This is a genomic window from Kytococcus sp. HMSC28H12 (assembly GCF_001816045.1).
In the GTDB taxonomy this organism is placed as follows: domain Bacteria; phylum Actinomycetota; class Actinomycetes; order Actinomycetales; family Dermatophilaceae; genus Kytococcus; species Kytococcus schroeteri.
Map to the genome: position 1 here is coordinate 1 of NZ_KV824277.1, position 24,045 is coordinate 24,045.

The 24,045-nt window shown below is 71.5% G+C and carries 25 protein-coding genes; 11 read left to right on the forward strand and 14 right to left on the reverse strand.

Annotated elements, in window-relative coordinates:
* A partial coding sequence (locus HMPREF3099_RS01090; RefSeq protein WP_237769687.1) for a dihydrolipoamide acetyltransferase family protein occupies nt 1-795 on the forward strand: 795 nt, incomplete at its 5' end.
* Between the two features lie 183 nt (nt 796-978).
* Here the strand turns inward: HMPREF3099_RS01090 and HMPREF3099_RS01095 are convergent.
* The 3 genes from HMPREF3099_RS01095 to HMPREF3099_RS01105 form a co-directional block, all read right to left on the reverse strand.
* Nucleotides 979-1,194 carry a hypothetical protein gene (locus HMPREF3099_RS01095; protein WP_070703365.1) on the reverse strand — a complete coding sequence of 72 codons (216 nt, stop codon included), beginning with the start codon at nt 1,192-1,194 and terminating at the stop codon, nt 979-981.
* A gap of 65 nt (nt 1,195-1,259) precedes the next feature.
* Nucleotides 1,260-1,991 carry a response regulator transcription factor gene (locus HMPREF3099_RS01100; protein WP_070703366.1) on the reverse strand — a complete coding sequence of 244 codons (732 nt, stop codon included), beginning with the start codon at nt 1,989-1,991 and terminating at the stop codon, nt 1,260-1,262.
* Nucleotides 1,988-3,376: a sensor histidine kinase gene (locus HMPREF3099_RS01105; protein ID WP_070703367.1), complete on the reverse strand. Its 1,389-nt coding sequence runs from the start codon at nt 3,374-3,376 to the stop codon at nt 1,988-1,990. Before HMPREF3099_RS01105 ends, HMPREF3099_RS01100 begins: the two co-directional genes overlap by 4 nt.
* 132 nt (nt 3,377-3,508) lie before the next feature.
* Here HMPREF3099_RS01105 and HMPREF3099_RS01110 point away from each other — a divergent pair, with 132 nt between their 5' ends.
* Both HMPREF3099_RS01110 and HMPREF3099_RS01115 read left to right on the forward strand, forming a co-directional pair.
* A complete protein-coding gene (locus HMPREF3099_RS01110) occupies nt 3,509-4,186 on the forward strand; it encodes a peptidoglycan-binding domain-containing protein (protein ID WP_070703368.1) in 678 nt (225 codons plus the stop codon).
* The gene (locus tag HMPREF3099_RS01115) at nt 4,183-4,581 is read left to right on the forward strand and encodes a C40 family peptidase (protein WP_070703369.1); all 399 of its coding nucleotides are present in this window, start codon (nt 4,183-4,185) and stop codon (nt 4,579-4,581) included. The genes HMPREF3099_RS01110 and HMPREF3099_RS01115 overlap by 4 nt, the downstream gene beginning before the upstream one ends.
* Before the next feature lie 24 nt (nt 4,582-4,605).
* Here HMPREF3099_RS01115 and HMPREF3099_RS01120 read toward each other — a convergent pair whose 3' ends face one another.
* The gene (locus HMPREF3099_RS01120) at nt 4,606-5,805 is read right to left on the reverse strand and encodes a M20 metallopeptidase family protein (RefSeq protein ID WP_070703370.1); all 1,200 of its coding nucleotides are present in this window, start codon (nt 5,803-5,805) and stop codon (nt 4,606-4,608) included.
* 83 nt (nt 5,806-5,888) lie between these two features.
* Nucleotides 5,889-6,863 carry a hypothetical protein gene (locus HMPREF3099_RS01125; RefSeq protein ID WP_070703371.1) on the reverse strand — a complete coding sequence of 325 codons (975 nt, stop codon included), beginning with the start codon at nt 6,861-6,863 and terminating at the stop codon, nt 5,889-5,891.
* 355 nt (nt 6,864-7,218) lie between these two features.
* Here HMPREF3099_RS01125 and HMPREF3099_RS01130 point away from each other — a divergent pair, with 355 nt between their 5' ends.
* Nucleotides 7,219-7,560 carry a hypothetical protein gene (locus tag HMPREF3099_RS01130; protein ID WP_070703372.1) on the forward strand — a complete coding sequence of 114 codons (342 nt, stop codon included), beginning with the start codon at nt 7,219-7,221 and terminating at the stop codon, nt 7,558-7,560.
* A 16-nt stretch (nt 7,561-7,576) separates the two neighbouring features.
* On the opposite strand, the gene HMPREF3099_RS01135 is transcribed toward HMPREF3099_RS01130, so the two are convergent.
* From HMPREF3099_RS01135 to HMPREF3099_RS01145, 3 genes are read right to left on the reverse strand one after another with little or no spacing between them, the layout of a single operon-like run.
* Nucleotides 7,577-7,972 carry a hypothetical protein gene (locus HMPREF3099_RS01135; protein WP_070703373.1) on the reverse strand — a complete coding sequence of 132 codons (396 nt, stop codon included), beginning with the start codon at nt 7,970-7,972 and terminating at the stop codon, nt 7,577-7,579.
* 45 nt (nt 7,973-8,017) lie between these two features.
* A complete protein-coding gene (locus tag HMPREF3099_RS01140; protein WP_070703374.1) occupies nt 8,018-8,278 on the reverse strand; it encodes a hypothetical protein in 261 nt (86 codons plus the stop codon).
* Between the two features lie 30 nt (nt 8,279-8,308).
* Nucleotides 8,309-8,596, reverse strand: a complete 288-nt coding sequence (locus HMPREF3099_RS01145; protein WP_141494581.1) for a hypothetical protein — start codon at nt 8,594-8,596, stop codon at nt 8,309-8,311.
* 108 nt (nt 8,597-8,704) lie between these two features.
* On the opposite strand from HMPREF3099_RS01145, the gene HMPREF3099_RS01150 reads away from it, so the two are divergent.
* Nucleotides 8,705-10,204, forward strand: a complete 1,500-nt coding sequence (locus HMPREF3099_RS01150; RefSeq protein WP_070703376.1) for a DNA cytosine methyltransferase — start codon at nt 8,705-8,707, stop codon at nt 10,202-10,204.
* A 1-nt stretch (nt 10,205) separates the two neighbouring features.
* Here HMPREF3099_RS01150 and HMPREF3099_RS01155 read toward each other — a convergent pair whose 3' ends face one another.
* Complete coding sequence (locus HMPREF3099_RS01155; protein WP_070703377.1) at nt 10,206-11,423, reverse strand: hypothetical protein; 1,218 nt, start codon at nt 11,421-11,423, stop codon at nt 10,206-10,208.
* Nucleotides 11,424-11,521: 98 nt separating this feature from the next.
* Between HMPREF3099_RS01155 and HMPREF3099_RS01160 the strand changes: the two genes are divergently transcribed.
* On the forward strand, nt 11,522-12,553 hold the full coding sequence (locus HMPREF3099_RS01160; RefSeq protein WP_070703378.1) for a hypothetical protein: 1,032 nt from the start codon (nt 11,522-11,524) through the stop codon (nt 12,551-12,553).
* A 206-nt stretch (nt 12,554-12,759) separates the two neighbouring features.
* Here HMPREF3099_RS01160 and HMPREF3099_RS01165 read toward each other — a convergent pair whose 3' ends face one another.
* The 5 genes from HMPREF3099_RS01165 to HMPREF3099_RS01185 form a co-directional block, all read right to left on the reverse strand.
* Entirely contained in the window at nt 12,760-13,062 is a 303-nt protein-coding gene (locus HMPREF3099_RS01165; RefSeq protein WP_141761916.1) for a hypothetical protein, read from the reverse strand.
* 91 nt (nt 13,063-13,153) lie between these two features.
* Nucleotides 13,154-14,404 (reverse strand): imidazolonepropionase, encoded by a 1,251-nt coding sequence (gene hutI / locus HMPREF3099_RS01170; protein ID WP_070703386.1) that lies wholly within the window; start codon nt 14,402-14,404, stop codon nt 13,154-13,156.
* A gap of 13 nt (nt 14,405-14,417) precedes the next feature.
* Nucleotides 14,418-14,705 carry a hypothetical protein gene (locus tag HMPREF3099_RS13210; RefSeq protein ID WP_070703380.1) on the reverse strand — a complete coding sequence of 96 codons (288 nt, stop codon included), beginning with the start codon at nt 14,703-14,705 and terminating at the stop codon, nt 14,418-14,420.
* A gap of 322 nt (nt 14,706-15,027) precedes the next feature.
* Nucleotides 15,028-16,059 (reverse strand): NAD(P)-binding domain-containing protein, encoded by a 1,032-nt coding sequence (locus HMPREF3099_RS01180; protein ID WP_083323379.1) that lies wholly within the window; start codon nt 16,057-16,059, stop codon nt 15,028-15,030.
* A 104-nt stretch (nt 16,060-16,163) separates the two neighbouring features.
* Nucleotides 16,164-17,057, reverse strand: a complete 894-nt coding sequence (locus tag HMPREF3099_RS01185) for a LysR family transcriptional regulator (protein WP_070703381.1) — start codon at nt 17,055-17,057, stop codon at nt 16,164-16,166.
* 141 nt (nt 17,058-17,198) lie between these two features.
* On the opposite strand from HMPREF3099_RS01185, the gene HMPREF3099_RS01190 reads away from it, so the two are divergent.
* Genes HMPREF3099_RS01190 through HMPREF3099_RS01210 form a run of 5 tightly spaced genes read left to right on the forward strand, consistent with a single transcriptional unit; the run spans nt 17,199 to nt 23,958 of the window.
* A complete protein-coding gene (locus tag HMPREF3099_RS01190; RefSeq protein WP_237769688.1) occupies nt 17,199-18,578 on the forward strand; it encodes a 2-oxoadipate dioxygenase/decarboxylase in 1,380 nt (459 codons plus the stop codon).
* 51 nt (nt 18,579-18,629) lie between these two features.
* Entirely contained in the window at nt 18,630-20,138 is a 1,509-nt protein-coding gene (locus tag HMPREF3099_RS01195; protein WP_070703382.1) for an L-piperidine-6-carboxylate dehydrogenase, read from the forward strand.
* 10 nt (nt 20,139-20,148) lie between these two features.
* Nucleotides 20,149-21,276: a Glu/Leu/Phe/Val family dehydrogenase gene (locus tag HMPREF3099_RS01200; RefSeq protein ID WP_070703383.1), complete on the forward strand. Its 1,128-nt coding sequence runs from the start codon at nt 20,149-20,151 to the stop codon at nt 21,274-21,276.
* Nucleotides 21,270-22,772, forward strand: coding sequence for an alanine/glycine:cation symporter family protein (locus tag HMPREF3099_RS01205; RefSeq protein WP_070703384.1), 1,503 nt, complete (start codon nt 21,270-21,272; stop codon nt 22,770-22,772). The genes HMPREF3099_RS01200 and HMPREF3099_RS01205 overlap by 7 nt, the downstream gene beginning before the upstream one ends.
* A gap of 25 nt (nt 22,773-22,797) precedes the next feature.
* Complete coding sequence (locus HMPREF3099_RS01210) at nt 22,798-23,958, forward strand: NAD(P)/FAD-dependent oxidoreductase (protein WP_070703385.1); 1,161 nt, start codon at nt 22,798-22,800, stop codon at nt 23,956-23,958.
* Nucleotides 23,959-24,045 lie beyond the last annotated feature (87 nt).

A 24,045-nucleotide genomic window follows, 5' to 3' on the forward strand; every position in this document is an offset into this window, starting at 1 on the left:
CAGGCCACCGCGCCCCAGCCGGCCACCTCGTCGCCCACCGCGCCGACCGCACCCGGCCGCGAGGCTGCCCCGGTCGACGACGCCCCGCGCCTGTCCGACGAGCGCACCCCGCTCACCGGCCTCATGCGCATGATGAGTGAGCGCCTCACGGCCAGCCGCTCGGAGATCCCCGACGCCACCACCTGGGTGGACGCCGACGCCACCGAGCTGCTGCGCACCAAGGACGCGCTCAAGGCGGCCCGTCCGGAGGCCGGCATCGGCGTGCTGCCGCTGGTGGCCCGCATCGTGGTGGCCGGCCTGCACCGCTTCCCGGCGCTCAACGCCTCCGTCGAGATGGTCGACGGCACCGCCGTGGCCGTCCAGCGCCACGCACGGGTCAACCTGGGCTTCGCCGCCCAGTCGCCCCGCGGCCTGGTGGTGCCGGTGGTGCACGACGCACAGGACATGTCCACCGCCGAGCTGGCCGCCGCCCTGCGCGAGCTGACCGGCCTGGCCCGCGAAGGGCGCCTCACCCCGGCGCAGCTCACCGGCGGCACGTTCACGCTCAACAACTACGGCGTGTTCGGCGTGGACGGCTCCACTCCGATCATCAACCACCCCGAGGCCGCGATGCTGGGCGTGGGCCGCATCATCGACCGGCCGTGGGCCGTGGACGGCGAGCTGGCGGTGCGCAAGGTGGCCCAGCTGGGCTTCACCTTCGACCACCGCGTGTGCGACGGCGGCACGGCCGGGGGCTTCCTGCGCTTCGTGGCCGACTGCGTGGAGAACCCGGCGGTGCTGCTCAGCGAGCTCTGACCCCTCCCCGCCCCCGGGCACGACAAAGGCGTTCCGCGACGTCCCCTCACCGGACCGCGGAACGCCTCTGTCGTTCCCCTCGCCCACGAGGCTACGAGGGCCGCATCGGGCGGGAAGTCCGTCGCCGGCAGGGCCGCCCGCGCCCTGCCGGCGGCTCCGTCATCCCCAGGGGGGAGGGTTTCCTCAGCGGCGGGGTGCCGCCGGACGGTCGTCGCCGCGCGTCGTCATCGATCGCAGCGCCTGACGGCCCGGGATGAGGATGACCAGGCCCAGCACGAGGGAGACCCAGCGGGCCACCTCGGGGCTCATCCCGAACCACTCGATGAGGGCGTAGCGGAGCCCTGTGAAGACGAGGACCGCCAGCACGATGCTGACGACCCAGGAGATGACGGACTGCATGGTGACTCGCTCTCGGTAGGGGGCCCGACCGTGCCGCCGGGCGCCCCCACCGTACGCGAGGAGGCTCAGGCGCCGGGGGTGCCCGGAGCCGGGCGGGTGCCGCCGGGCGGGCCCACGATGCCGGCCTCGTAGGCGGTGATGACCAGCTGCACGCGGTCGCGGCAGCCCAGCTTGAACAGCAGGCGGCCGATGTGGGTCTTGATGGTGGCCTCGGCCACGAAGAGCTCCTTGGCGATCTCCGTGTTGCTCAGGCCCGCGGCCACCAGCTCGAACACCTCGAACTCGCGCTCGGTGAGCACCTCGCGCAGGTACTCCTGCTGCTCGGCGGGGCTGGCCACCTCCTCGGCCTCGGCGCTCAGGGTGGGCACGAAGCGCTCCAGCAGGCGGCGCGTGGTGGAGGGCGCCACGACGGCGTCACCGGAGGCCACGGCACGGATGGCGGTGAGCAGCTCCTCGGGGCCGGCGTCCTTGAGCAGGAAGCCGGACGCGCCGGCCTCCAGAGCGGCGTAGGCGTACTCGTCCATGTCGAAGGTGGTGAGCACCACGACCTTGGGGTCGGCGTCGGCGGGGTGCTTGTCGCGGCCCAGCAGCACCCGCGTGGCCTCGATGCCGTCCATGCGGGGCATGCGGATGTCCATCAGCACCACGTCGGCGGCGATGGTCTTGAGCTGGTCCACGGCCGACTGCCCGTCGGGGGCCTCGCCGACGACGGTCATGTCCGGCTGGGCGTCCAGCACCATGCGGAAGCCGGCACGCACGAGGGACTGGTCGTCCACGAGGAAGATGCGCGAGGTCATGGGGTCTCCAGGGTGTGCTCGGGGGCGGGGGACGCGCCCGGGGCGGGTGGGTCGGTGTGGTGGGGGTCGGTGACGGCCATGGCCATCTCCTCCTCCACCGTGTCGGGGACGTAGTCAGTCTGCCTGCTGCGACGGCGGCGCACGGCCCCGGGATCCAGCGGGAACCGGGCCCGCACCAGGAACCCGCCGCCGCTGCGCATGCCGGTGAGCAGCTCGCCCCCCAGGGCGGCCACGCGCTCGTGCATGCCGAGGATGCCGTGCCCTCCCCCGGCGTCGCGGGCGGTCGGGCCCTCGCCGTCGTCGGCCACGCTCACGGTGAGGTCGGTGCCCTCCACCCGCACCCGGATGCGCAGCACGGTGATGGCGCCGGCGTGCTTGATGACGTTGGTGGTGGCCTCCTGCACCACCCGGTAGGCGGCCGCCGAGAGCGATGTGCTGACCTCCGTCTGGGGCACGCCGCCCTCGGGCTCCAGGCCCATCGCCTCGGCGAGGGTGGGGTCGAGGATGGCCTGCACGGGCAGGTGCGAGTCCTCCAGCCGCCCGATGAGGGCCGGCAGGTCCCCCAGACCCTGGCCGGGGGTGTACTCGGCACCGCTGGCGGGGTCGCGCAGCACACCCACCAGGCGGCGAGTCTCCCCGAGGGCCTCACGGGCGGTGGTGGCGATCTGGTCGAGCGCGGTCTGCGCCCCCTCGAGCTGCCCGGCCTGAGCGGCGTACCGGCCGCCGTCGGCCTGGACGATCACCACCGAGAGCGAGTGGGCGATGATGTCGTGCATCTCGCGGGCGATGGCGGCCCGCTCGGAGGTGACGGCCAGCTGGGCGCGCTGCTCGCGGTCGCGGGCCAGGGCCTCGCGCTGGGCGGACTCCCGGGCCAGCAGCCCGCGGCGGTGACGCACCAGGTCGCCCAGCAGCCACGGCAGGAACAGCCCGATGGCGTAGATCACCACCATCGCGACGGCGGCCACGCCGGTGGGGGCGAAGTCGATGCCGGCCAGCAGGGCGGCCAGCAGCAGGAGCACCAGAGTGACCACCCGCACCCGGCGCCGGCCCCGGCTGGTGGCCTGGTAGACCGCCAGCGGCACGAGGAAGTTGCCCGGCACCACGATGTCGGTGAACGCCACCTGGGCCACGCCCAGCACGGACAGCGCCGCGAGCATGAGCGGCAGCCCCGCCGAGCGCAGCAGGTAGGCCCCCAGGTAGGCGGCCGACCACAGCAGGGCCCACCACGGCAGGGTCCAGGCGGTGGCCAGGGTGAAGACGGTGACCACGGCCACGCCGAGCACCGCGTCGGCGAGCACGGGGTGCCGCCGCGTGGAGTCGGTGAGCGTGTAGGCCCAGCGGAGGAACTCGAGGTCCTCGGCGCGGGCGCGGGTCTGGTCAGGCATCGGGTCGAGGGTAGGGAGGCGTGGACGGCACCATCGTCCGCCCACGGTCGGGCGTCACGCACCCGGACCACCACCGGGCGGCCTATCGTGGGGAGACGCACTCGGCACCACGCACTCCTGAGGGAAAGCACCATGCAGCACCTTGCCCGACGCACGCTCCTGACGGCTGCGGGGGCGGCCGTCGTGGGCGGCGGCACCACGCTCACCACACCCGCCCTGGCCTGGGACGTCAGCCGGCTGGGCCCGTCCACCCTCCGCCCCGGCTCACAGGGTGGTTACGTCTCGCGCCTGCAGTGGGCCCTCAACAAGGTCGGCGGGGCATCGATCCGCATCGACGGCGTGTACGGCGCCAGCACCACCCGGGCGGTCCGTGCCTTCCAGCGCCGTCAGGGGCTGGCCGCCGACGGCATCGCCGGGGCGGCCACCAAGCGCCGGCTGGACGCCCTGCTGGACCGCATCTACCCGGACCCCACCGGCGGCAACGGCCCCGGCCTGCTGCAGCCGGTCGCCCGCATCGCGGCGGCGCCGCGCGGCACCACCATCCGCCCGGGCTACTGCGGCACCCGCGTCAAGCTGCTGCTGAAGCGCCTGCGCGTGCCCCACTCGGAGCTGCTGCACCGCATGACGCCCGAGGCGGTGGCCGCGGTGCGCACCTTCCAGAGGCGCCGCGGGCTGGCGGTGGACGGCCTCGTGGGCCCGGCCACCTGGCGCGCCCTGGGCTTCAACGCCGAGGGCTTCCGCCTGGACGGCTGGCAGCAGCAGCCGCGCCTGGGGCTGCAGGCCGGGCCGGCCCCCGCATCGAGGCGATGATCCGGTTCGCCCGCGAGCAGTCCGGCGCCGACTACACGTGGGGTGGCGCCGGGCCGTACAAGTACGGCTTCGACTGCTCCGGACTGGTGCTGCAGGCCATGCACGCGGCCGGCGTGCAGCCGCTGCCCGTGACCGTGCACACCCACCAGCACCCCGGCACCCGCACCACGCGGACCCTCTACGCCAACCCGCGACTGCGCAGGGTGCCGCTGCGGCAGCGCACGCGGGGCGACCTCGTCTGGTACACCGACGCCCGGGGCGCCATCCAGCACGTGGCGGTCTACCTGGGCGGGGGCCAGGTGGTGGACTCGATGTACTCGGTGAAGGTGCGCCGCGACTCGGCCCGCCTGCACGGCTTCCACCGTCTGGGCACCGTGAGCCGCGTGTTCGCCTGAGGCACCGGGCTCCGCGCCCGCGCCTCAGCCCTCGGCCAGCACCTGCACACCGCCGAGGTAGCCGGCCACCAGCGTGCGCGCCATGGTGCCGATCACCTCGGCGGGCGGCAGGAAGCGCGCGTCGTGCAGGCCGGGGCCGCCCTCGCCGTCGAGGGGGCGCGTGCCCACGAAGGCCATGAGCCCGGGCATGCGGTCGGTGAAGAACGAGAAGTCGTCGGCCCCCATCGAGCGCATCGGCTCGGCGGCGCGGATGCCGGACTCCATGAGCCAGCGGTCGGTGAAGCCAACGAGCCGCTCGTCGTTGGCCAGCACCGGCATCCCCCGGGTGTGCGAGACCTCCGCGCGCACCCCGAATGCCTCGGCGATGCGCAGGGCGTGCAGGCGCACCGCGTCCTGCACGCGGGCGCGGTCGTCGGCGTCCACGGTGCGCAGCGTGCCGCGGATGCGCCCGTCCTCGGGCAATACGTTGTCCGCGTCCGGCCCGGCCTCGAGGTGACCGACGGTCAGCACCACGGGGCGCATGGGGTTCACCACCTTGCGCACCACGTCCTGCAGGCCCAGCGCGATGGTGGCCACGGCCGCCATCACGTCGTTGCCGGTGTGCGGGTAGGCGCCGTGCCCGCCGGACCCGTGCACCGTGATGTGGAAGCTGTCGGCGGCGGCGTTGACCACTCCCCCGCCGGTGGACACGCTGCCCAACGGCACGGCAGCGTGCACGTGGGCGCCCACCGAGACGCCCACCTGGTGCTCGTCGAGGACGCCGCTGCTCACCACGTCGTAGGCGCCGTGCGGCGGGGCCTCCTCGCGGGGCTGCAGCAGCGGCACCAGGCCCACCGGCAGGTCCAGGCCGCGGGCGGCGCGCACGCAGGCCACCAGGGCGGCCATGTGCACGTCGTGCCCGCAGGCGTGCATGGCCCCGTTGGTGGAGGCGTAGGGGGCGCCGGTGGCCTCCTCGACGGGCAGGGCGTCCATCTCCGCGCGGAGCATGACCGAGGGGCCGCCGGCGGGTCCGATGCGGCCGATGCGGCCGGTCTGGGCGATGCGCTCCATGCGCAGGTCGAGGGCGTCCTCCAGCAGCAGGGCCGTGGCCTCCTCGTCGCCGGAGAGGTGCGGGGCGGCGTGGATGCGCTCGCGGAGGTTGCGGGCGGCGGGCAGCTCTGCGGTGAGGTTGGTGAGCCACGCCTCGCGGAGGGCGGCCAGGTCGGCGAGGGGGAGGGCGGGCATGGTGCGCAGGATACGTGGGGCGCGGGGTACCGGGCAGGGCGCGCGGGCCGGGCCCGGTGAAGCGCCTCAGAGCGGCAGGGTGCTCAGACGTCGTCCTCGTACACGCCGTGCTCGTGCCCCAACCGCGCGATCTCGTCCAACGCCTCGCGGGTGGTCGCACGCTGCTTCTCGGCGAGCGCCGCCAGGTCAAGGACAGCTTGGTGTGCCACCGTGCCAGCGACGTACCGCTCCCCGATCTCGGGCAGGTACAGGTCCGGCAGGGACTCCGGCGGGGGCAGGAGCTCGGCGGCCGAGTCGACCAGTTGGTTCACCCGGGCAAGGTAGGCATCGTCCCGGGTCGCGTCTGCCGTCCACTGGGGTGGGGTGTCCGTCCACGCACCGATCCGCTCGTGAGCCGCGGACCTCCAGGCGTTCCACGCAACAGCCTGCCGCTTGTACCGGCGGTGTGCCTGCATCTCCCGGGCGCTGACCAACAACATGATCCCCCAGATCGCGGCGAGCAGGATCGCGATGCCCGGCAGGAAAAGAACACCCAACGAGAGGGCCCACGTCAGCGGGGTGAGCTCCTGCTCGTCGTTGGCGATGTACGGCGCGGCCGCTGCGATGCAGACGATCCACAGGACAAGGCACACCAAGGCCGGGATCCACAGACGTGGGACGCGTGGCCCCTGAGGCGTGCCGTGCACGTAGTGCTCCGGCGGCCTGACCGGTTTGGTTCGCTCCTCCTCCGCCCATGCACTGACAACCCGCCCACGCACGAAGGCATCACGCTCGCGAGCGACGTCCAACAGGGGCAGGGCAGCGTCCTGCCAGGCGAGATAGTGCTGACCGTCCGGGGTCTGCCTCCAGTGGGCAAAGTTCGCACGGGCCTGCAGATCACTTTGCCGTTGAGCCTCGAGCAGCTGTTCATGGGCCAGCTGGGCAGCCTGATGCTGGTTCACCGCCTGGTCGGCACGCAGTGCGTCGAGTTCCGCGTGCAGACCCCGCATGGCCTGCTGGCTCTCAGCGTGCCGCAGCGCGCCGCTCAGGAACAGAAAGGTGGTACCGCCGCGCCCCATCGCGCTCTCCTCGTATCCTCAGTTCGCAGTCTCCCGGCCATGATGCACATCACCACCGACTTCCCGCGTCACGGCATCCACATGCCGGCGCACACCTCAGAGCGGCAGGGTGCTCATCCCCACCAGGGCGGCCGCGGCGCCGGCCGACGGCGGGGGGCGTCCTTCAACACTTCGTCAAGATTCGCTCGCTCGGGTTTCCTCCGACCCCAGCGAGCGAGACGGTGGGGACACTCACGCAAGAAAGGCCCTGCGCCATCGATTCATGAGGGGAACCCGTGCACACAACACATCTCGTCCACGGTTCGGCGTGCCGGCGTCGAACGAGCCCGATCGGCTGACCGCCCGAGGAGTGAGGATGTCTGCGACCTACAAGTCCGTCTGGACGCTGGCGATCGTTGCCGCCACCGGTGCTCTGAGTTGGGCCTTGGCCTCCGCTGGCACGGCGTACGTGACCACCCTTTGCATACTCGCCGCCTTCTTGGTCGTCACCATGTGGCTGGCCGGTGCACCGCAGCGGGTTCTGGGGTGGCTCGTGGCCGGCGCCTCCGTTACGGCCGGGTTCGTCTGGGCCCTCCGCGGTGACGCGCTGGACGCGTGGCCGTTCCTCGCGCTGGCACTGGGAGCCGTGGAGATCGTCAACAGCGTCAGGAGTGGTGACCGATCCCATCACGAGGAAGCCGTCGGGTCGACTGCCTGAGGGGCCGACCAGCCTGTCAGAGCGGCAAGGTGCTCATGCCCACCAGTGCGACCGCGGCGCCGGCCGAGATGCTGGCGACCGGCATGTTCCAGGACGGGCGGTCCGGCCCCCTGCCCAGCAGCCAGCGGGTGGCGGCGAACGCACCTCCGGCCAGCGCGAACGCCACACCCAGCGCGCTCGTCCAGACACCGGTGGTGGTGAGCAGGTGGGCGAGTCCGGCATCGCCGTGGAGGCTGCGGACCACGATCAGCAGCAAGGCGCTGAACCCCCACAGCGCCACGAAAGGCACCACGCCCAGCTCCTCCAGCTCGCGACGGCGGTCCGCCCGCCCCGGGCCGACCACGAGCGACACCCCGTGGGCGATGAGGGCGGCGAGCGCGAGCAGGACGACGGCGGTGGCGAGGGCGTTCACAGAACTCCTGGGCGGGTCTGGGTGCGGCTGGACGGCGTCAGTGTCTCAACCGGCCCACAGACGCTGCACGGCACGGCCAGCCACGACGAACGGCCACAGCACCAGCTCGAGGACGAACTCCACCAGCCAGAAGGGGAACAGCAGCGCCGCCGGGAGCAGCATGAGGCAGCCGAGGGTGCCGCTGATCGGGTCCGATCCGGTCGGGGCGCCTCCGGCGAGGTCCATGCAGTCGGCCATCCACGTGCCCGTGCGCATGCGCCACGGCAGGCGCCACACCGAACGGCGGCCGAGTGCGGGCCGGGTCACGGTCCCTCCTGGGGCGGTGTGCGGGTTGGGTCACGTGGTCGGGTGATCTTCGCACGAGAACCGGGCGAGGCTCGCAGCGCGGACGGCGAAGGCGTCGCTCTCTGGTTGCTCGAAGTAGGTCGAGTGGGTGACACGAACTGACTCCAACGAGCCCGCCCCGACCAGGACGATGTCGATGCGATCGTTGGCCCGGTGGCGGTCCTCCGCCGTGGCGTAGGCCTCGATCGCCGCGCCGAGGTCACCCCGGAACTCGGTGACCTCGCGGAGGCGGTTTGCTCCGCGATCGAACACGAGCTGGAAGTGGTTGATCGGGGACAAGGTCTCCTCCCCCTTCGAGATCGCAGTGCTATCACTCACCCAAGACTGCCCCTCCGCCACCCACACACATTAGTACACCAGCTCAGCTCGGCTGGTACGATGTGCAGCATGCACCACTCCCCCCCTTTCCGCTTCGTCGACCTGTTTGCAGGCATCGGCGGGTTCCACGCCGCCCTCAAGGCGATGGGCGGCGAGTGCGTGTACGCGGTGGAGATCGACAAGCAGGCAGCGGCGGTCTACGAGGCCAACTGGGGGCACGCCGCCCTGGGGGACATCACCCAGGACGCTGACGACGACCGGGGCATCATGAACGTCCCCGCACACGACGTGCTCTGTGCAGGCTTCCCCTGCCAGCCGTTCTCCAAGTCGGGTGCCCAACGCGGCATGGATGAGGCGCGAGGGACCCTCTTCTTCAACATCGCCTCGGTGATCAAGGCCCACCACCCTGCTGTCGTACTGCTGGAGAACGTGCGCAACTTGATCGGCCCCCGTCACCGGCACGAGTGGGCCGTCATCATCGAGACCCTGCGGGAGGAGGGGTATCACGTCTCGGAGGAGCCGGCCGTGTTCTCCCCGCACCTGCTTCCGCCGGAGATGGGCGGATCACCCCAGGTGCGCGAGCGCGTGTTCATCACCGCGACCTACGCCCCTGACCAGGTTCGGCACGACGCACTGGACGGCGGCCCCGCACCGGTGACCACGATGAAGGATCGCTTTCCTCAGGCCCCGTCCCTGTCGACGGTCTGGGAGGGCGCGGACGTGGGAGAACTCTTCAACCCGAAGTCCCTCACCGAAGGATGGCACCTCGAGGACCTGCTCGACGACACGCACAACGTCCCCGGATGCAACCTCACCGAGGCCGAACGCCGGTGGATCGACGCATGGGACGAGTTCGTCGTCCGCATGCGCAAGGACATGCGCGGCCAGCGGCTCCCGGGCCACCCCATCTGGGCGGACTCGTGGATGGACTTTCGCGAGATGCGCGCCATCCCGTGGAAGCGTTCTCACATCGAGGTGCCGGACTCCCTGACGACGCCGCACATCGACCGCGAGCTGCCGGCATGGAAGCAGTCCCATCTGCGACGCAACTACGAGATGCTGCAGAACCACTTCCGCGTGATCATCCCGTGGGCTCACGAGTACGGGATCTATACGGATGACTTCCCCGCCTCGCGCCGCAAGCTGGAGTGGCAGGCCCAGGACACCCCTCGGTTGTGGGACACCGTCATGCACATGCGCCCCTCAGGCATCCGCGCGAAGAAGCCCACGTACCTGCCGGCCCTGGTCGCCATCACGCAGACGTCGATCGTGGGGCCGCGCCGGCGGCGCCTCTCACCGCGGGAGACAGCTCGCCTGCAGGGTCTCCCCGACTCGTTCACGTTCCTCAACCAGCCGTCCTCTGCCACGTACAAGCAGATGGGCAACGGCGTGAATGTCGGCGCGGTGTGGCACGTGCTGCGCGAGCACGTGAAGCGCGACGAGGAACTGCTCCGCACTACGCCGGGCGGGACCGCCGTGGTCGAGGCGGTCCGCCGAGCGCCGCTGAGCCCCACCGGGGTTCTCGCCCAGCACGAGCCCGCTGCACAGCAACTCGATCTCGCCGGCTGAGTCAGACACCGGTGGGCTCAGGCGCCTCCCCATGGAAGATCCGGAAGTTGTCGATGTTCCGCTTCCGGATCATGCACTTCATCGCCCGGGTCGACCCATCAGGCTGACAGCCCTGGTGGAACTCCCCGAGGACGACGTTGAGGTTGGCCTCGTTGAGTTCGAGCACGTGCATGCGCTGGAACCGGACTGCCTCCTTGAAGCGACCGGCGTAGGACAACTTGTCGTATCCCTTCGGCGCCACCTTGCCCACTGAACGCTTCCACTCGTTCCACTCGATCGTGGCGAGATTCTGACGGTTTTTGGCGTGCCACGTCTCGTGCTCGTACAGCACGTACCAGAACCGTCCGTACTCCTGAATGCATCGCAGGAGATCTGCCATGTCATTGCCCGGCGCCTCCCTGGACGTGATGTTGGAGGCCTTGAGGTCCCCGTAGAAGTCGATCTGGTCTGAGGCTGGGAACACCAGATCGAAATCGAACTCCCCCTTGGTCTTCATCTTCTGGAAAGCCACCCGGTGGGCAAGACCCGTCGCCCGGATGAACTGGTCGAATCGGTACTCGAGGTAGAATCCGGGCCACTCCCCTTGGAAGGTGTCGGGCCAACGGTCGGCATGCATCTCGCGAATGGCGTCCAGTGCTTCCATCCGGCGCCCCGTCAGCAACTCACCGTTGAACCGCTCGAAGACCTCGATCCGCGGGTCCTGCTCGTCTACACCGCCGGTGAGGTAGTCTAGGAAGAGGTCGGCACGCACGCTCGTCAGCCGGTTTCCGTTGCTGTCCTCCCGCGTGAAGACGCCCTCGGTCTGCGCCTGAAAGAGGTCGTTGGTGGCAAGGTGCGCCGCGGAGTTGTTGGCAGCCCGCAGCAGGTATTTCTCAGGCTCGAAGTCCACGAAGACGGTGACGTCCCCGTAGTTGTAGATGCCCACGAACCTCACCGTCAGCCCCTCCGAGGCCGCCTGGGCAGCAACGTCCAGCCACCGCGGAGGGATCTGGATGCGCTTCTTGAACTCCGGCCACGGCCGCCCGAGGTGCGTGATCTGCTTCTTGAGCAGGACCTGGTCGCGGAATCGCACGACCCGGTCCCCCGCGTACACCGCGGCTTCGGCGCCGGGGAGCGCGTCGAGCAGGAGCCGGTTTTTCGCACTCTCGGACAGGGTGGTGTCCGGCGCGAGCACCCGCTCACCGCTGGGGAGGATCTGATCTACCGGAATCGAACCCATAGGGATTGTCTACCTCACGTGTCCGACAAGCTCCCCAGAGTCGGCCTGCACTTGGGATGGTATGGCCCCCACCCGCAGCATGCGCCTACGCTCACCCCATGCACGGGCTAGCAGGCGAAGGACTCCGACATGTCGCGCAGGAGCGCCTGCAGTGGAGCCAGGGGATCGAGGGACAGATCATCGACACCGACATCGATGGCCTCCTCACCGCGGCACTCTGCCACGAGACGTGGGGGTGGCCAGTTGTCGGTTTTTACGACACGCACACTCTGTGGCTGTCCGCTGACATCGAGACGCCATTGGATCTCTCGGCCATCGCCTGGGTCGACCTCGACATGACGTGGCCGGGAACGCTCAGCATCAGCAACCACGTCATCCCCCACGCTCCGGCCCAGGGCGACATCCCCACGCTCGCCACCAGCGTGAACCCCAGCGTTCTCCGAGGCATCACGACCGACGGCTCCTACTACTCCAAGTACCCGTTCGGGACTTTCCAATGGCTGTGGTGGGTGCTCGACAAGCCCGTCGCGGACGCTCGGCTCGACACCGAGATCGGTCAGGGTCTGGCGTGGATGCCCGACGGCGGATTCGAGTCGATGCTCAAGTACGACGAGAACCTGCGCGCATGGGGGTCCTCCGTGCTCCCCGGCAGTTTGTTGTCCTCCCTCTTGGAGTCGGAGGAGAGCAGGGAAGCCGTCTCGCACCACGCAGAGGATGCCGTGAAGGAAGCCCGGCGCCATCTGAGCCACAGCCACGATCGCGGGCACTGGTCGAAATCCCACCAGTGGGGAACGCGCTTACCGGTGAACGTCCGAGAGTCCCCCATCGAGAAGGAGTACATGCTCCGTGCCATGCAAGGGATTCTGGATCGCATCTGCAACTTCTACGACTGGCAGCGTCTGGCCCTCCCCGACCGGTACCGGGACTACTACGGTCAGCACCATCGGCAGACAATCCCCGAGGAAAGCCGAGCCGGCCGCAGGGGCTGGTGCCCGCCGGGCTGGCCGATCTCAAGCCATCGCAACATCGTCTCCACCGCAGCGACCGGCAGGTGGGCCGGATCCTGGACAATGGGGTACCGCTCCGACGAGCCCCACTACAAGGACTTGGTCTACGCACTGCAGGGGTAGACCAGGGTGCATGGAGAGGCACACATGACGGGTCACCTGGGGACGACCGGCGGACCCGCATCGCCTGCAAGTGATGCTGGGGCCCACTCAACTGCGGCCCGGCGTACGCCCAGTCACACCCATGGTTCTCGTCAGGGGTGACGTCCCCACGGACGAGTTCGACCAACTCGGCCCACTTGTGGCCGGTGAAGTCACGCCCTTCGGGCTCAGACGTCGTCCGTGTACAGCCCGTGCTCGCGGGACAGCCTTGCCACCTCGTCCAGCGACTTACGCGTCGCGCCGTGCTGCTGCCGCTCCTCGAGGGCGTTGAGCACCTGCCGGGCCACGACGGAGAGCAACAGGTACATCTGGATCAGCGCCGGGCCGCTGAGGACGTTCTCGACCGCGACCGACGAGGCGAACCCACCCCCACCGTCGGCGGAGGAGCAGGACAACTGGGCCCACGGCATCACCGAGAAGAGGACCGCCCCCAGGGCGGCAACCGACATGAGTCCAGCAAGGAGCCACACCCGCCGGAAGGTAAGCCACACAGTGACGCCCAGCAGGATGCGCCATCGGCGCCGCCCTTGAGGGGGGCCGATGACGCTGCGCCCCGCCGCCTCACACCTCCAGTGCGCGCACCACCGGCACCCCCATGCGGTACGGGATGTGCAGCCAGCTCGGCCCGTCGATGCGCGCCAGGTCGGCCTGCATGCCCACGCGCACGGCGCCCACGTCCTCGCGGCGCAGCGAGAGCGCCCCGCCCACGGTGGCTGCCTGCAGTGCCTCGGCCGGAGTCATGCCCATCTCGCGCACCGCCATGGCGATCATGAACGGCATCGAGGACGAGTAGCACGTGCCCGGGTTGCAGTCGCTGGCCAGCGCCACCTTCGCCCCGGCGTCGATGAGGCGCCGCGCGTCGATGTACGGGTGCTTGGTGCTGAACTCCACACCCGGAAGCAGCCCCGCCACGGTGCCGTCCGCGCCATCGGCCCAGGACCCGGCCAGGGCCTCCACGTCGGCGTCGGAGAGGTACGTGCAGTGGTCCACCGCGGCCGCACCGAACTCCACCGCCAGCTGCGCACCAGGCCCCTCGCCCAGCTGGTTGCCGTGCAGGCGCAGGCCCAGCCCCGCATCGCGGCCGGCCTCCAGCACGCGGCGCGACTCCTCCCCGGTGAACGAGTACGGGCTGTTGGGCTCGCAGAACACGTCCACCCAGCGCACGTGCGGCGTCACCTCGCGCAGCATCTCGCCGCACACCAGGTCCAGGTAGTCCTCGCGCGAACCGGCCTCGCCGTCGCGGTACTCCGGCGGCACCACGTGGGCGCCCAGGAAGGTCACCTCGTCGGTCACCTCGCGCAGGCGGCGCGCGGCCTCGGCCTCGGTCGCCACGTCGAGCCCGTAGCCGGTCTTGACCTCCACCGTGGTGGTGCCCTGCGCGCGCATCTCCGCCAGGCGGCGGCGCACCAGCTCGGCCACGTCCGCCGGGCGCGCGGCCCGCGTGGCCTCGATGGTGGTGGCGATGCCGCCACCGTCGTAGGCCTGGCCGGCCATGCGGGCGGCGAACTCCGCCGAGCGGTCGCCGGCGAACCACAGGTGGGAGTGGGAGTCCACGAACCCGGGGATGACGGCACTGCCCTCCACGGACACCGCCCAGTCGGCCTGGGGCGCGTCCGCGGCGCGCCCCACCCACTGGATGGTGGACGGCTCGCCCTCGGCATCCGAGCCGACCACCACGGCGGCGTCGCGGATGACGCCGAGCCCGGCGTGCATCGCGTCCGCCCCGGTGGCCCGGCCCAGCGCGTCCAGGCTGTCCGGGTGGGTGGGGTCGTTGGTGACCAGTTCAGCGATGTCGGTGATGAGCATGCCCATGCCCGGCATCGTCTCAGGCGCGGGACACCTGCTCGCCACCGCCCGCGGCCTCCGTGTGGCGGTCACCGGTGCGCCCGGCCTCGACGCGGCGCTGACGCTCCCGCTGGCCGTGGGTGATGCTGCGCACGTCCGTGCTGGAGTCGAAGGACGAGCCCAGCGCACCGGCAATCCCCCCCGTGACCACGAGCCGCCACCACGAGAGCGCGTCGGACATCTGCCAGATGGAGCTGTAGAAGATGCCGAAGGCCCCGGTGGCCGCCGCGGCCGCCAGGACGCTGGAGAGCTGCGGGCGGTGCGCCACGGCACCTTCATGGCCACCACGCTCTCCACGATCGCGGTGGTGAGGTGCCGCCGCAGACCGACCAGCCCCAGCGACGGCAGGGACACCACCGACACGTCCGGCTCGGCGAACACGTCGGCCACCACCGGGGTGCCCTCGGCGTGGCGCGGCATCTCGGTGACCAGCACGACGGCGTCCACCCGGGTGTGCTCCCGTGCGATGTCCTCGGCGGCCTCGACGCCCAGGGTGTTGTCCTACGACACCTGGATGAACGACCGCTCCACCGCGAGGAATCCACGGTGCTCCGAGCTATGGGCCATGCCACGCCGCCAGCCCGCCGGTCTCAGGCGGGCACGGGGCTGTGCTCCGCCCACGCCTGGGCGGCCACCACCTCCGGGGTGACGCCCCGCAGCCCGGACTCGGCCAGCACCTGCAGGGAGCGCGAGCTGATGGTGCGCATGACGTACTGGTCCACCGCGGCCTGGTCGAGGGAGTCGTAGAGCTCACGGTCGCGCCACTCCAGCGCGTCGCACAGCACGGCCCCGGAGTTGGCCACGTAGTCCGGCAGGTAGTGGATGCCGCGCTCCTCGGCGGTGCGCTGCGCCTCCGGGGTGGCGAACGGCGCGTTGGCGGAGGCCACGACCCAGCGCGGGTTCATGGTGGCCGCCACCTCCTCGGTGACGATGCCGGACAGCGAGCAGAGCACCACCACGTCGTAGCCCCCGGTGAACAGCTCGTCGGAGTCCACAGCGCGCACGCCCAGGGCCTCGGCGGCCTCGGGGCGCACGTCGAAGCCGGCCACGTCGTAGCCCGCGTTGCGCGCCAGCCGGGCCACCTGGCCGCCCACCTTGCCCAGGCCGTGCACCGCGATGCGGGGGCGCTCGCCCGGCAGCAGGGTGCTGGTCAAGGCGGCGAAGACACCGCTGCCGGTGGCCGTCGAGGTGCACACCGCGGGGTTGGTCAGCGAGTCCAGCACCGCCGGGTAGCGGGCAGCCACCTCACGCATGTCGGCACTCGTGGTGTTGAGGTCGCAGCCGGTGTACAGGGCACCGTCGTGCTGGCGCAGCACCTCGGCCAGGGCGTCGTGCACCAGGCTGCGGTCGGCCAGGTCCAGCGGGCCGTCGATGACGAGCTTGGTGCCGCAGAAGCCGGTCTCGTAGAGGGAGTGCTTGCGCGTCATGCACTGGGCCAGCACGAGCGCCTCGGCGGCCGCCGCCTCGGTGGAGGGGTACTGCAGCCAGCGGGTGCCCCCGTTGCCCGGCAGCTGGGCTGAGGCGCGGGTCTCGTGCGCCACCGAGACGGTGTGCTGCTCGGTGAATCGGTAGGTGGACACGGTGTAGGCACCGTGCTCCTCGCGGCGCATCAGCTCGATCATCCCCAGCCCCTTTCCGGCCTCGCCGCGACCCACGCGGCCTGTGACCCCCACCACATCGATGGGGTCGGCACACCGTGGCACGGGAGACTGGGAGTGTCAATGGGTCAGGAAACCGGAGGATTTCCCTCCACACCCCGCATCGACCGGAAGATCTCCCCCAGACCGTCGAGCACCGCACGGACACTGGCCCGTTCGCGCTGGGCGTCGGTGGCCAGCGCCACCACGGTGCGGCGACCCGAGCGGGGCGCCGGGTGCACCTGGAGGTCGCGCGGGTGCACCCGCAGCATCAGGGGGGTCACGAGCGCCCGCCCCACCCCGGCCTCGGCGAGCGCCACCATGAGCGCGGTGTCGGTCACCACGTGCGCGGTACCGGTGTCCTCCCCCGCCCGCCGCAGCGCCGCCTGCACCGCCATGCCGAAGGTCTCGGTGACCGGCGGCACGATCCACGGGGCGTCGGCCACCAGGTCGGCGGCGCGCACCTCCACGAAGGGCTCGGTGAGCAGCTCGATGGCCACCACGCCGGGGGGCAGCGTGACCGGCACCAGCTCGTAGTGCACCGAGAGGGCCAGGTCCACGGTGCCGGCGCGCACCGCGTCCACCGCGCGCTCCACGTCGACCTCCTCGAAGACGACGTCCACCGGCGGCTCGGCCACGGCGGCGCGGCGCAGCACCTCGCGGCAGGAGACGGCGCCGGCGGTCTCGAAGATCCCCACCCGCACGGTGGCCCGCCCGGTACGCAGCTCGGCCAGGGCGCGGCGGGCGGCGCGGTCCTCCTCGAGCACCCGGCGCGCCAGCGGCAGGAACCCGTGGCCTGCGTCGGAGAGCACCACGCCCCGCCCCGAGCGCAGGAAGAGCTCCCCGCCCACGGCCCGGGAGAGGGCCGCCATCTGCTGGGAGACCGCCCCGGGGGTGTAGCCCAGGCGCTCGGCGGCGGCGTGCATCGAGCCACCCTCGGCCACGGCGCGGAAGGTCTCCAACTGGGTCAGGGTCCAGGCCACGGGGCGCCTCCTCCCGGTCCGGCCGGGCGGCCGCGACTCATCAGATGGGGTGAACGATTCAGGTGAGGACTTGTCGCTTGTGCTGATGATATGACCCACATCACGGTGTGCCTGACCGATCCCGTCCCCAGGAGGCACCCCGTGACCGTGGCCCAGCACGAGCTCCGCGCCCGCTTCGCCGCCCGTATGTCCCGCATGTACGGCCAGGAGGTGCCCGCCTACACCACGTTGGTGGAGGTCTCCGAGGGCGTGAACCGCGACCACATCGCGCAGTTGGGGGCCGAGGCCGAGCGCCTGGGCAGCATCGAGCGCGTCACGGCCGAGCGCCACGGCGCCATCCGCGTGGGCACGCCCGAGGAGCTGGGCCACGTGGCCCGGGTCTTCGCCGCGTTCGGCATGCACCCGGTGGGCTTCTACGACCTGCGCGACTCCGCCTCGGCCGTGCCGGTGGTGAGCACCGCCTTCCGCCCCGTGGACCGCGACGAGCTGGCCCGCAACCCCTTCCGCGTCTTCACCTCGATGCTGGTGACCACCGATCCGCGCTTCTTCGACGAGTCCCTGCAGCAGGAGCTGGCCGACTTCCTGGCCCGGCGCCGCCTGTTCGACGACGAGCTGCTGGCCCTGGCCGACCGCGCCGCCGCGCAGGGCGGCCTGCCCGAGGACGAGGCCGACGAGCTGGTGGAGCGCGCCACCGCCGTGTTCGAGCTCTCCGAGGAGCCCGTCGACGAGGAGTGGTACCGCCGGCTGGAGCAGATCTCCTCGGTGGCCGCAGACATCGGCGGCGTGCCCACCACGCACATCAACCACCTCACCCCGCGCGTGCTCGACATCGAGGCCCTCTACGAGCGGATGGAGGCGCGCGGCATCGAGATGATCGACCAGATCCAGGGCCCGCCCTCGTGGGACGGCCCGGACGTGCTGCTGCGCCAGACCTCCTTCCGCGCCCTGGACGAGGAGCGCCGCTTCCTCAAGGCCGACGGCACGGTGGGCCCCGGCACGCTGCGGGTGCGCTTCGGCGAGGTGGAGCAGCGCGGTGTGGCCCTCACCCAGGCCGGTCGCGACCTCTACGACCGGATGCTGGCCGAGGCCGACGAGTTGCTGGCGACCGAGGGCGGCGAGCGCCCCGACGTGCTGCGCCGCGTGTGGGCCACGCACCTGCCCGACACCGAGATGGGTCTGGCCGAGGCCGAGCTGGCCTTCTTCACCTACGCCCTGGCCGAGGGTGTCACCGAGCTGCCGCAGGGCCGGCGCGCCCACGAGCTGGTGGCCAGCGGGCACCTCGTGGCCACCCCCGTGGTCTACGAGGACTTCCTGCCCCGCTCCGCGGCCGGCATCTTCCAGTCCAACCTCACCACCGCCGGCAGCAAGGACGAGGCGCAGCAGGGCGTCGCCTTCGACATGGCCCGCCTCTCGCAGATCTGCGGCGTGGAGATCCGCGACCCGTACGCGCTGTACGCCGCGGAGCAGCAGGCCTCCCTCGATGCCGTGGAGACCGCCACCGGCGTGGCCGTGCGCCCCTGAACCACCCGACCGAACGACCACCACCCCGACGGACCCCAGGAGGGAACCGCAATGACCCACCCCATCCACGAGAAGGTGCGCCAGGCCCTCGAGGCGTGCGGCGCCACCGTGCCGCAGGGCACCGACCTGCAGGCCCGCACCCCCATCACCGGCGAGGACCTCATGGGCCTGGCGGCCACCACCGAGGCGGAGCTGGACACCGCCATCAGCACCGCCGCGGAGGTGTTCACCACCTGGCGTGACACCCCTGCCCCGGTGCGCGGCGCCCTCGTGAAGCGCTGGGGCGAGCTGCTCACCGAGCACAAGGACGACCTGGCCGTGCTGGTGACCGCCGAGGCGGGCAAGATCCCGTCCGAGGCCGCCGGCGAGGTGCAGGAGATGATCGACATCTGCGACCTGGCCGTGGGCCTGTCGCGCCAGCTGTTCGGCCGCACCATGCCCTCCGAGCGCCCCGGCCACCGCATGATGGAGACCTGGCACCCCCTGGGCGTGGTGGGCGTCATCAGCGCCTTCAACTTCCCCGTGGCCGTCTACGCGTGGAACACCGCCATCGCCCTGGTGTGCGGCAACACCGTGGTGTGGAAGCCGTCCGAGGCCACGCTGCTCAGCGCCCTGGCCACCGACGCCCTGTTGGCCCGTGCGGTCAAGGACGTGGGCGCCCCCGAGGGCCTGCACCACGTGCTGCTGGGCGACCGCACCCTCGGCGAGAAGATGGTGGACGACACCCGCATCCCGCTGGTCTCGGCCACCGGCTCCACCCGCATGGGCGCCGAGGTGGGGCCGCGCGTGGCGGCGCGCTTCGGCCGGAGCCTGCTGGAGCTCGGCGGCAACAACGCCGCCATCGTGGCCCCCTCGGCCGACTTGGACCTGGCCCTGCGTGGCGTCGCCTTCGCCGCCGTGGGCACCGCCGGCCAGCGCTGCACCACCATGCGCCGCCTCATCGTCCACGAGGACGTGGCCGCGGACTTCACCGACCGCCTCGTGAAGGCCTACGGGACCCTGACGATCGGCGACCCGAGCACCGGCAAGGACCTGGTGGGCCCGCTGGTGAACAAGGCCTCCTACGACGCCATGCAGAAGGCCCTGGAGGACGCGCGGGCACAGGGCGGCGAGGTGCTCTGCGGCGGCGGGCGCGTGCTGGCCGACGAGTTCCCGGACGCGTACTACGTGGAGCCGGCCATCGTGCGGATGCCCGCGCAGACCGAGGTCGTGCGGACCGAGACCTTCGCGCCGATCCTCTACGTGCTCACCTACCGCGAGCTCGACGAGGCCATCGCCCTGCAGAACGACGTGCCGCAGGGCCTCTCCTCGGCCATCTTCACCACCGACGTCCGCGAGGGCGAGCGCTTCGTGAGCGACGCCGGCTCGGACTGCGGCATCGCCAACGTGAACATCGGCACCTCCGGGGCGGAGATCGGCGGCGCCTTCGGCGGCGAGAAGCACACCGGCGGCGGCCGCGAGTCCGGCTCCGACGCGTGGCGCGCCTACATGCGGCGGGCCACCAACACCGTCAACTACTCCGACGAGCTGCCGCTGGCGCAGGGCGTCGAGTTCCTCTGAGGAGGCAGCCGTGTTCGAGCTCGTCGACGAGTGGGGACCGGAGAAGGTCGTCACCGTGAGCCACCCGCGCAGCGGGATGCAGGGGGTGCTCGTCATCGACAACACCTCCCGCGGCCCGGGCAAGGGCGGCACCCGCATGAGCCCCGACCTCACCGTGGAGGAGGTGGCCCGCCTGGCCCGCGTGATGACGTGGAAGTGGGCCGCCGTGGACCTGTACCAGGGCGGCGCCAAGGCCGGCATCCGGTTCGACCCGACCTCCCCCCGCAAGGAGGAGGCGCTGCGGGCGTTCGCGCGGATGCTGCGCAACGAGGTGCCGGCGGAGTACGTCTTCGGGCTGGACATGGGGCTCGACGAGACGGACGCGGCCATCCTCTGCGACGAGCTCGGTGACCGGGGTGCCGCCACCGGCACCCCGGCCGCCCTCGGCGGCGTGGCCTACGACGCCCTGGGCATCACCGGCCACGGGGTCGCCGAGGCGGTCGACGCCGCCGCGGCGCACACGGACCTGGACGACCGGCGCGTGGTGATCCAGGGCTTCGGCGCCGTCGGGCACGCCACCGCCCGGCGCCTGGTGGAGCTCGGGTACACCGTGGTGGCCGTCTCCACCGCGACCGGGGCCGTGCACGACCCCGACGGCCTGGACGTCGAGGAGCTGCTGGCCCTGCGCGCCGAGCACGGCGACGCCCTGGTGGACCACGCCGGCGGGCAGCGGCTCGACGCCGGGCAGGAGCTGCACCTGGACGCCGGCGTGCTGGTGCCGGCTGCGCGGCAGGGCGTCATCGACGCCGGCAACGCCGACGGCATCCGCGCCCGCCTGGTGGTGGAGGGGGCCAACCTGCCCACCGACGCCGCTGCCCAGCAGGCCCTGGCCGACCGCGGCGTCACCGTGGTGCCGGACTTCATCGCCAACGCCGGCGGCATCATCGCCGCGGCCTTCGGCATGCGCGACCGCTACTCCCCCTTCGGCGTGGACACCACGCAGATCGTGCCCACGGTCACCGAGCGGATGCGCACCAACACCACCACCGTGCTGCAGGCCGCCGCCGAGTCCGGGACCATCCCGCACGCGGCAGCCGGCCAGCTGGCCCGCGACCGGGTCCGCGAGGCGATGCGCCTGCGCGGGCAGCTGCCGTGCTGACCGCCGCGGAGAAGTCCGGCGTGGACGCCTGGATGGAGTCCTGGTTCGGCCCGGTGGTCGAGTGGCTGAGCTCGGTGGTCTTCGCCACCTTCCCGCTGGCCGACACCGAGATGCCCTACCTCGTCGTCTGGCTGCTGCTGGGCGGACTGGTGATGACGGCCCTCATCGGCCCCCAGTTCGCCTACGGCTACCGGCAGCTGCGCGGCATCGTGCAGGGGCGCCACAACCGGCGCACCGACCCCGGCGAGATCACCAGCTACCAGGCCATGGCCACCGAGCTCTCCGGCACCGTCGGCCTGGGCAACGTGGCCGGCGTGGCCGTGGCCATCACCATCGGCGGACCCGGCGCCACGCTGTGGATCATCCTGGCCGGGTTCCTCGGCATGTCCCTCAAGGCCGCCGAGGCCACCCTGGGAGCGAAGTACCGCCGCATCAACGACGACGGCAGCGTCTCCGGCGGCCCGATGTACTACCTGCAGCGCGGGCTGGCGGAGAAGGGCCTGGCCCCGCTCGGTGTGGTGCTCGCGGGGATGTACGCCGTCTCCATGGCGATCGGCGCCCTGGGAGCCGGCAACATCTTCCAGGCCAACCAGGTGGCGGTGCAGCTGGCGGGCGTCACCGGCGGCGATGAGAGCTACCTGGCCGACAAGGGCTGGCTCGTGGGCGTGGTGCTGGCCGTGCTGGCCGGCGCCGTGATCCTGGGCGGCATCACCAGCATCGCGCGGTGGACCAGCCGCCTCACGCCGATCATGGCCGTCAGCTACGTGCTGTGCGTGCTCGTGGTGCTGGCGACCAACATCGGCCACCTGCCGCACGCCGTCTCGGAGATCCTCTCCGGGGCGTTCACCGGCAAGGGCGTCGAGGGCGGCGTCGTCGGCGTGGCCATCGTGGGCATCCAGCGTGCGCTGTTCTCCAACGCCGCCGGTGTGGGCTCGGCCGGCATCGCGCACTCCACCGTGCGCACCCGCCGCCCCGCCCAGGAGGGCATCGTCGCCTCCCTCGAGCCCTTCATCGACTCGGTGGTCATCTGCACCATGACGGCCCTGGCCATCGTGGTCACCGGGCTGCACACCTCGTCCGAGGCCGACGGGGTGGCCCTCACCTCCGAGGCGTTCGGCACCGTGCACGCCCTGTTCCCGTGGCTGCTCACCGCCATCGTGCTGCTGCTGGCCTTCAGCACGGTGCTGAGCTACTCGTACTACGGCAAGAAGGCCGCCGGCTACGTCTTCGGCAACAGCCGGGCCGCCGAGCTGGGCTACGACCTGCTCTGGCTGCTCATGATCGTGGTCGGTGCCGCCGTCTCGCTGGACACCGTCGTCGGGTTCTCCGACGCCATGTTCTTCCTGCTCACCCTGCCCAACCTCATCGGCCTCTACCTGCTCTCCGGCGTCCTGCGCCGGGAGATGACCGACCACACCCGGGCCCTGGCGCGCGGCGAGTTGGAGGAGGTCCCGGAGGCCGAGCGCAGCGTCCCCGACCACGTCGCCGGCGCCTGACCGGCACGAACCGCAAGGAGTACCCATGTCGGACAAGACCTTCCCCACCCGCGCCGAGGTCGTCGTCATCGGCGGCGGCGTCATGGGCCTGTCCACCGCCTACCACCTGGCCAAGGGCGGCACCACGGACGTGGTGGTGCTCGAGAAGGACGAGCTGGGCTCCGGCTCCACCTGCAAGGCCGCCGGTGGCGTACGCGCGCAGTTCAGCGATGCCGTGAACGTGGAGCTGGGCATGCGCAGCCTGGAGGTGTTCCGGAACTTCCCCGAGCTGTTCGACCAGGAGATCGACTACCACGAGAGCGGCTACCTGTTCCTGCTCGAGCGCGAGGAGGACCTGCACACCTTCGAGCGCAACGTGGAGCTGCAGAACTCCCTGGGCCTGGCGAGCCGGATCATCGGGGTGGAGGAGGCGGCAGCGATGTCGCCGCTGGCCTCCACCGAGGGGCTCCTCGCGGGCGTCTGGTCGCCGGAGGCCGGGCACTGCACGCCGGAGTCCGTGGTGCAGGGCTACGCCCGGGCCGCCCGCGCGCTGGGTGTGCGCATCATCCGCCAGTGCGAGGTGACCGACGTGGTGCGCGACGGCGACACCCTCACCGGGGTGGTGACCAGCCAGGGCGACATCGCCACCGACACGGTGGTCTGCTGCGCCGGTGCGTGGTCGCGGAGGCTGGGCGAGATGGTGGGCGTGGACCTGCCCGTGGACCCGGTGCGCCGCGAGCTGCTGGTGACCGAGCCCATCGCGGACCTGCCCGACCGGGTGCCCTTCACCATCGACTTCTCCAGCACCCTGTACTTCCACCGCGAGGGCCCGGGGCTGCTGGTGGGCATGTCCAACCAGGACGAGGAGCCGGGCTGGTCGCTGGAGCACACCGACGCGTGGCTGGAGCAGGTCATCGAGGTGGCCGAGCGCCGCGTGCCGCTGCTGGAGGAGGTGGGCATGGCCTCCCGCTGGGCCGGCTACTACGAGGTGACACCGGACCACAACGCGCTCATCGGCGAGGCCGAGGGCGTCTCGCGGTTCCTGTACGCCACCGGGTTCTCCGGCCACGGGTTCCTGCAGGGCCCGGCGGTGGGCCAGGTGATGGCGGAGATGTACCGCGGCGACGCGCTCTCGGTGGACGTGTCGGGCATGAGCACCGAGCGCTTCGCCGGGGCCGGGCTGCGGCGGGAGTTCAACATCGTCTGACGCCCCGGTGGCCGAGAACCGCACCGGTGCCGTTCTCGACCGCCACCCCCACCCAGGTCCGCACCGGTGCTGAACTCGACTGTCGAG